The following is a 9046-nucleotide window of genomic DNA, read 5'->3' as shown; positions in this document are numbered from 1 at the left end:
CACCGGCGACTCGTCCAGCAGTTGGGCTCCCATCCCGGCCCACTGCGTCCCCTGCCCCGGGAACACCAACACCGTCCGCCCCGACGACTCCGACGACCCCGCACCCTCCACGACGACCTCGCCGAGCCGCACCTGCCGGTACTCGAACACCGACCGGCCCGAAGCAAGACTGAACGCCACATCCAGCGGGCGCAGTTCACCGACCGGCTCCAGCAGTCCCCGTACACGATCGGACTGCTCACTCAGGGCCTTCGCGGAACGCGCCGTGACGACCAGCGGGGCCACGGGCAGTTCCCGTACCACCGACTCCTCAGCCGGTTCGGTCGGGGGAGCCTGCTCCAGGATCACGTGCGCGTTCGTCCCGCTCACCCCGAACGCGGAGACACCCGCCCGGCGCGGACGCTCGACGTCCGGCCACTCGCGCCGCTCGGTCAGCAGTTCCACCGCGCCCGTGGACCAGTCCACGCGGGTGGTGGGTTCGTCGACATGCAGGGTCTTCGGCAGCACGCCCTGTTCGAGGGCCATCACCATCTTGATGACTCCGCCGACACCCGCGGCGGCCTGTGGATGGCCGACGTTGGACTTCAACGAGCCCAGCCACAGCGGTGGTTCGTCGTCCTGCCGTTGCCCGTAGGTCGCGAGCAGCGCCTGCGCCTCGATGGGGTCCCCCAGCCGCGTCCCCGTGCCGTGCGCCTCCACGACGTCCACGTCGGAGAAGCCGAGTCCCGCGTTGGCGAGGGCCTGGACGATGACGCGTTCCTGGGAGGGGCCGTTGGGCGCGGTCAGACCGTTGCTGGCGCCGTCCTGGTTGACGGCCGAGCCGCGCAGGACCGCCAGGACGCGGTGTCCCCTGCGCCGGGCGTCGGACAGCCGCTCCACGAGAACGACGCCGGCGCCCTCACCCCAGCTCGTACCGTCGGCCGCGTCGGCGAACGCCCTGCTGCGGCCGTCGGCCGAGAGCCCGCGCTGACGGGAGAACTCCACGAACAGACCGGGCGCGGCCATCACCGTGACACCGCCCGCGAGGGCGAGGTCGCACTCCCCCGCGCGCAGCGCCTGCGCCGCCTGGTGCAGCGCCACCAGGGAGGAGGAGCAGGCCGTGTCCAGCGAGACCGACGGTCCCTCCAGTCCGAGGACGTACGAGATGCGTCCGGAGACCACGCTGGCGGACTTGCCGGTGAGCAGATAGCCCTCGTGCTCCTCGTCGGCCTCGTGCAGCCGTGAGGCGTACTCCTGGTGGGTGAGGCCCGCGTACACGCCGGTGCGGCTGCCGCGCAGGGAGCGCGGGTCGATACCGGCCCGTTCCAGGGCCTCCCACGAGGTCTCCAGCAGCAGCCGCTGCTGCGGATCCATGACCAGGGCCTCGCGGGGTGAGATGCCGAAGAACTCGGCGTCGAACCCGGCGGCCTCGTGCAGGAAGCCGCCCTCGCGGACGTAGGTGCGGCCGCGCGGCAGGTTCTCGGGTTCGGGGACGAAGATCTCGTCCAGGTTCCAGCCGCGGTCGTCCGGGGCGGGGCCGATGACGTCCCGCTCGGTCATGACCAGGTCCCACAGCGCCTCGGGGGTGGCGGCATCGCCCGGGTACCGGCAGGCCATGGCGACGATGACGACCGGGTCGGCGTCCTCGGCGGAGCCGGAGCCGGTGGCCCTGGCCGTGACGGGAAACGGCGCGGCAGCCCGGGCCTCGCCGAGCAGCCTGCCGAGGAGGTGTTCGGCGAGCACGGCCGGGCTGGGCCGGTCGAAGACGACGGTCGCCGGCAGGGTGAGCCCGGTGGCCGCGTTGAGGCGGTTGCGCAGTTCGAGTGCGGTCAGCGAGTCGAAGCCGGCGTCCTTGAAAGAACGGTCGGGGCGGATGGCGTCGGTGTCAGGGTGCCGCAGCACGGTGGCCGCCTCGGCGCGCACCAACTCGACCAGCACGCGCGGGCGTTCGGCCTCGGGGAGGGCGGCGAGGCGTCCCGCCAGACCGTCGGCCGGTCCGGTGGTGGCGGACCCGGCCGCGGACCCGGCCGTCCTGCCGCGCTCGGCCTCCAGGGCACGGCGGGCCTCGGGCACGGTGGCGAAGGCGGGGCCGGGCCGCAGGGCGCAGGTACGGGGAGCGAAGTCCGCCCAGTCGACGTCGACGACGGTGACACAGACGTCCTCGCGGTCCAGGGCCCGGTGCAGGGCCTCGATGCCCTTGCCGGGGTCCATGGGCCGGATGCCGCGGCGGCGCAGGCTCTCCTCACCGGCGCCTTCGGCCATGCCGCCGCCGCCCCACAGTCCCCAGGCGACGGAGGTGGCGGGCAGCCCTTGGGCGTGGCGCCGCTCCGCGAGCACGTCGAGGGAGGCGTTGGCGGTGGCGTACGCGGCCTGTCCGCCGTTGCCCCAGCTGCCGGTGACGGAGGAGAACAGCACGAAGGCGTCCAGTTCCAGGCCGTGCGCCGAGGTCAGCTCGTGCAGGTGGTGGGCCGCGTCGGCCTTGGGGGCGCGGACGTCCCGCAGGCCGTCGGCCGAGACGGTGCCGATCACGCCGTCGGCGAGCATGCCTGCTGTGTGGAAGACGGCGGTGGGCGGATGTTCCGTGAGCAGCGCGGCGAGCGCGTCCCGGTCGGCGACGTCGCAGGCGGCGAGGGTCACCTCGGCACCCAGGGCGCGCAGTTCGGCGGCGAGGTCGGCGGCGCCGGGGGCGTCGGGGCCGCGCCGGCCCGCCAGGACCAGGTGTGCGGCGCCGCCGCGGGCGGCCCACCGGGCGACCTGGGCTCCGAGGGCACCGGTGCCGCCGGTGACCAGGACGGTGCCGCGCGGGGTGTAGGCGCGGCGCACGGGTGCGGTGCCGGCGCGGCTGATCCGGCGGCCGTACGTGCCGGACGCCCGTACGGCGACCTGGTCCTCGCCGTCCCGGCCGGCCAGCGCGGCGACGACCCGCTGCCAGGCGCGGGCGGCGGCGTCGGCGTCGCCGTCGGCGGGCAGGTCGATCACCCCGCCCCACAGGGCGGGCAGTTCGAGGGCGGCGACCCGGGCGAAGGCCCAGATCTGCGCCCCGGCGTCCTCCGGCACCTCGCCGGGTGCGACAGCCACGGCCGCGCGCGTCAGCGCCCACAGCCGCGTCTCGGCCCCCGCGTCCGCGGCGGCCTGGACGAGGGCCAGGGTCCCGGCGACGGCGGCCGGGGTACGGGCGATTCCGAGCAGGGACAGGATGCCGGTGAGTCCGTCGTGAGCCGCGTCGGCCACGGAGTCCGCGTCGGCCGCGAGGTGCGTGTGGGTCGTCAGCAGGGCGGTCAGTTCCTCGCGGCCGGTGGCCGCCGGGTCGATCACGAGCCGTTCGACCTGGGCCCCGGCGCCGGCGAGCGCCGCCTCGGCCTCGTCGGCCGTCCCCGGCTCCACACCCTGCGGGACGACCAGCAGCCACCGCCCGCTCAACGCACCGGGCGCGTCACCGCCCAGCCCCTGCCAGGTGATCCGGTACCGCCAGGAGTCGGTCTCAGAGGCATCAGCGTCGGCATCGGCAGCGGCAGGAGCAGCCGCGGGGGCAAGGGGCTCGTGCCAGTAGTGCCGGCGCTGGAAGGGATAGGTGGGCAGGTCCACCTGTCGGGCGCCGGTGCCCTCGAACACGGCCGCCCAGTCGATGTGCGTGCCGTGGACGAACAACTCGGCGGCGGAGATGAGGAACCGCGCAAGACCGCCCTCGTCCCGGCGCAGGGAACCCACGGCTGTCACGTCGGCGGTCTCCTGCACGCCCATCACCAGCACGGGGTGCGCACTGGACTCCACGAACGTGCCGAACCCCTTGCCGGTCAGCAGCTTCACGGTGTCCTCGAAGCGGACCGTGTGCCGCAGGTTGCGGTACCAGTACGACGCGTCCAGCGAAGTCGTGTCGACCAGGGCCACGTCCACGGTCGAGTAGAACGGGATGCGGGCGGTACGGGGAGTGATCGGGCCGAGGACGTCCAGAAGTTCCGCCTCGATACGCTCCACATGAGCCGAGTGGGAGGCGTAGTCCACCGGCACCTGACGCGCCCGCAACCCCTCCGCCTTGCACGCCTCCACGAACTCCACCACCGCGTCCGCGTCACCCGCGACCACCGTGCTGGAGGGACCGTTGACGGCGGCCACGTCCAGCCGGCCCGCCCAGCCCGCGAGCCGGGCCTCCACCTCGGCACGCGGCAGGGACACCGACGCCATGCCACCCAGCCCGGCCAGCTCCCGCCCGATCACCTGCGCCCGCAACGCCACCACCCGCGCCGCGTCCTCCAGCGAGAGCGCGCCACTGACGGCAGCCGCGGCGATCTCACCCTGCGAGTGACCCATGACCGCGTCCGGCTCGATGCCCAGGGAACGCCACAACTCGGCCAGGGAGACCATCACCGCCCAGGTGACGGGCTGGATGACCTCCACCCGCTCCAACGCCTCGCCACCCCGCAGCACCTCGACCACGTCGAAATCCACGAACGGAGACAGAGCCGCCGCGCAGTCATGCATACGGGCCGCGAACACCGGCGACTCGTCCAGCAGTTGGGCTCCCATCCCGGCCCACTGCGTCCCCTGCCCCGGGAACACCAACACCGTCCGGCCCAACGCCTCCGACGCCACACCCTCCACGACGACCTCGCCGAGCCGCACCTGCCGGTACTCGAACACCGACCGACCCGAAGCAAGACTGAACGCCACATCCACCGGACGCAGCCCACCGACCGGCTCCAACAGCCCCCGCACACGACCGGACTGCACGCCCAGAGCGGTCTCCGACTTCGCGCTGACCACCAACGGAACCACGGGCAGTTCCCGCACCACCGCATCCTCGACCGGTTCAGTCGGGGGAGCCTGCTCCAGGATCACGTGCGCGTTCGTCCCGCTCACCCCGAACGACGACACCGCCGCCCGACGCGCACGCCCCACCCCCGGCCACTCCCGCAGCTCCGTCAACAGCTCCACCGCACCCGCCGACCAGTCCACCCGGGTACTGGGCTCATCCACATGCAAGGTTTTCGGCAGCACACCCCGCTCCAGGGCCATCACCATCTTGATGACCCCGCCCACCCCCGCAGCGGCCTGCGCATGCCCGATGTTCGACTTCAACGACCCCAGCCACAACGGCTGATCGGCATCCCGGCCCTGCCCATACGTCGCCAGCAACGCCTGCGCCTCGATCGGATCACCCAACCGCGTCCCCGTACCGTGCGCCTCCACCACATCCACATCAGCGGACGTCAGCCCCGCCGACTCCAGCGCCGCCCGGATCACCCGCTGCTGCGACGGACCATTCGGAGCCGTCAGACCATTGCTCGCCCCGTCCTGGTTCACCGCGCTGCCCCGCACCACCGCCAGCACCCGATGCCCCAGCCGACGCGCGTCCGACAACCGCTCCACCAGGAGCATCCCCACACCCTCACCCCACCCCGTACCGTCCGCACCCTCCGCGAACGCCCGGCACCGCCCGTCCACCGACAACCCCCGCTGCTGCGAGAACTCCACGAACATGCCGGGGCCGGCCATCACCGCCGCACCACCGGCGAGGGCGAGGTCGCACTCGCCGGCGCGCAGGGCCTGGCCCGCCAAGTGCAGGGCGACCAGCGACGAGGAGCAGGCCGTGTCCACCGTCACCGCGGGACCCTCAAGACCCAGCGCATAGGAGATCCGGCCGGACAGGACGCTGGCGGTGTTTCCGGTCAGGAGGTAGCCGTCGTAGCCCTGTGCGGGTTCGTGGAGGCGAGGCCCGTACTCCTGCGACATGGCGCCGACGTAGACGCCGGTGCGGGAGCCGCGCAGTGCCGTCGCCGGCATCCCCGCCCGCTCCAGCGCCTCCCACGACGTCTCCAGCAGCAACCGCTGCTGCGGATCCATCGCCACCGCCTCGCGGGGTGAGATGCCGAAGAACTCGGGGTCGAAGTCCCCCGCCACATGCAGGAACCCACCCTCACGCACATACGTACGCCCCGCACGACCCGGCTCCGGATCGAACAACCCCTCCACATCCCAGCCCCGGTCCCCCGGAAAACCCGACACCGCATCCGTCCCCGACACCACCAGATCCCACAGACCCTCCGGCGAACCCACCCCACCCGGAAAACGGCACGCCATCCCCACGATCGCGAGGGCGTCGTCGTCCGGGTCGCCGGCGCGGGTCCGGCCGTGACGGAGCTCGGGGGCCGGCGCGACGCCCGCGGTCTCCTCCCCCGCGACGCCGTCCCGGATCAGGCGGGCGACATCGAGCGGCGTCGGGTGGTCGTAGACCAGGCTCGTGGGCAGCTTCAGGCCGGTCGCGGCGCGCAGGCGGTTGCGCAGCTCGATGCCCTGGACGGATTCGAAGCCCTGGTCCTTGAAGGTCAGACCGGGGCTGATCGTGTCCGCGGAGGGGCGGCCGAGGACGGTCGCCGCGTGCACCTGGACCAGTTCGAGGACGTGGTCCAGCTGGTCGGTCTCGGAACGGACGCGCAGCTCGCGGCTGAGCAGGGTCTCCTCGGGGTCCGGGACGCCGTGGCCCGCGTCGGCCTCGGGTACGGAGTCGAACCAGTACCGGGTGCGCTGGAAGGCATAGGTGGGCAGGTCGACCTGCCGGGCACCGGTGCCCTCGAACACCGCCGCCCAGTCGACGTGCGTGCCCTGCACGAACAACTCGGCCGCCGACGCGAGGAACCGCTCAAGACCGCCCTCGTCGCGCCGCAACGAACCGACCGCCACCACATCGGCGGTCTCCTGCACGCCCATCACCAGCACCGGGTGCGCGCTGGACTCCACGAACGTGCCGAAGCCGTCGGCGGCCAACAGCCGCACGGTGTCCTCGAAGCGGACCGTGTGCCGCAGGTTCCGGTACCAGTACGACGCGTCCAGCGAGGCCGTGTCCGCCAGGGCCGCATCCACCGTCGAATAGAACGGGATCCGGGCCGCACGCGGAGAGATCGGGGCCAGGACGGCCAGAAGTTCCGCCTCGATACGTTCCACATGCGCGGAGTGGGAGGCGTAGTCGACCGGCACCTGACGCGCCCGCAACCCCTCCGCCTTGCACGCCTCCACGAACTCCACGACCGCGTCCGCATCACCCGCGACGACCGTGCTGGACGAACCGTTGACCGCCGCGATCTCCAGCCGGCCCGCCCAGTCCGCGAGGCGGGCCTCCACCTCGGTACGCGGCAGGGACACCGACGCCATGCCACCCAGCCCGGCCAGCTCCCGCCCGATCACCTGCGCCCGCAACGCCACCACCCGCGCCGCATCCTCCAGCGACAACGCACCACTGACGGCAGCCGCCGCGATCTCACCCTGCGAGTGACCCACCACCGCATCCGCTACGACACCCAAAGAGCGCCACAGCTCGGCCAGCGACACCATCACCGCCCACGTCACGGGCTGGATGACCTCCACCCGCTCCAACACCGCACCACCCCGCAGCACCTCGACCACGTCGAAGTCCACGAACGGGGACAGCGCCCTCGCGCAGTCATGCATACGGGCCGCGAACACCGGTGACTCGGCGAGGAGTTGGGCGCCCATCCCGGCCCACTGCGTCCCCTGCCCCGGGAACACCAACACCGTCCGCCCCGACGACTCCGACGACGCCACACCGTGTACGGCGGAGCGTTCCAGGCGGGTGAGGAGTTCCTGCGGGGTCGCGGCCAGGACCACCGCGCGGTGGGCGAAGACGGTGCGGGCGCGGGCGAGGGTCCAGGCGACGTCGGTGAGGGCGAGGTCCGGGGTGTGCTCCACGTGGGCGCTCAGCCGGGCGGCCTGGTCGCGCAGGGCCTCGGCGGTGCGGCCGGAGACGACGACCGGTACCACCGGGAGGCGGTGGGCGGGCTCGGGGCTGGGAGCGGGCTCGGGGGCCTGGGCGAGGACGAGGTGGGCGTTGGTGCCGCCCATGCCGAAGGCGGAGACGCCGGCGAGGCGCGGGGTGCCGGACGGCTCGGTCCAGGGCCGCAGTTCGGTCTGGACGGTGAGGTTGAGCCGGCCGAGGTCGATGTCGGGGTGGGGTGCGCTGTGGTGCAGGCTCGGCGGCAGTTCGCCCTCGCGGACGGCGAGGGCGGCCTTGAGGAGGCCGACGATGCCCGCGGCGCCTTCGAGGTGGCCGACGTTGGTCTTGGCGGAGCCGACGGCGAGGGGGGTGGTGCGTCCCTCGGCGGTACCGAGGACGGCGCCCAGGGCGGCCGCCTCGACGGGGTCTCCCGCGGGCGTGCCGGTGCCGTGCAGTTCGACGTACCGTACGCGGTCGGCGGGGACGCCTGCCTGTTCGTACGCCTCGCGGAGCACGGCCTCCTGGGCCGCCCGGTCCGGTGTGGTCAGGCTGGGGCCGCCGCCGTCGTTGTTGACGGCGCCGCCCTTGATGACGCAGTGCACGCGGTCGCCGTCGGCGAGGGCGCGGCGCAGCGGTTTGAGGACGAGGAAGGCGCCGCCCTCGCCGCGTACGTAGCCGTTGGCGCGGGCGTCGAAGGTGTGGCAGCGGCCGTCGGGTGAGAGGGCGCCCATCATCTCCATGGCGGTGGTGCTGTCCTCGGCGAGGACGAGGTTGACGCCGCCGGTGAGGCAGAGGTCGCTCTCGCCGCGGCGCAGGCTCTCGCAGGCGAGGTGGACGGCGACGAGCGCGGAGGACTGGGCGGTGTCGACCGCCATGCTGGGGCCGCGGAGTTTCAGCAGGTGGGAGAGGCGGTTGGCGGCCATGGCGCGGTGCCGGCCGGTGGCGCTGTAGCCGTCGGTGCGGCCGGCGGCGCGGGTGAGGGTGGCGTAGTCGTCGGAGGCGATGCCGACGTACACGCCGGTGCGGGTGCCGCCGAGCCGGGCGGGGACGATGCCGGCGTGCTCCAGGGCTTCCCAGCCGAGTTCGAGGGCCAGGCGCTGCTGCGGGTCGGTGGCGGCGGCCTGGGCGGGGCTCATGGTGAAGAATCCGGCGTCGAACGCACCGTGTTCCGGCAGGGCGCCGCGCCAGGTGCCGTCGGCCTGCCGGGTGACGGCGTCCCGGGCGTCGCGCAGCAGGTGCCAGAATTCCCCGACGGTGGCAGCTCCGGGGAGCCGGCACGCCATCCCTACGACGGCTATGTCGTTGTCGTCCGCGTGCTGCTCACGGGTCTTGGGCGTCATG

1 protein-coding gene is annotated in these 9046 nt (G+C 73.3%); it reads right to left on the bottom strand.

Annotated elements, in window-relative coordinates; genetic code table 11:
- A partial coding sequence (locus ACFYXC_RS29805) for a beta-ketoacyl synthase N-terminal-like domain-containing protein (RefSeq protein WP_389555049.1) occupies window positions 1–9045 on the bottom strand: 9045 nt, incomplete at its 3' end.
- Between the last annotated feature and the right edge of the window lies 1 nt (window position 9046).

The organism is Streptomyces sp. NPDC002701 (assembly GCF_042889045.1).
Lineage (GTDB): Bacteria > Actinomycetota > Actinomycetes > Streptomycetales > Streptomycetaceae > Streptomyces.
This window is presented reverse-complemented; position numbering and strand designations above follow the sequence as displayed.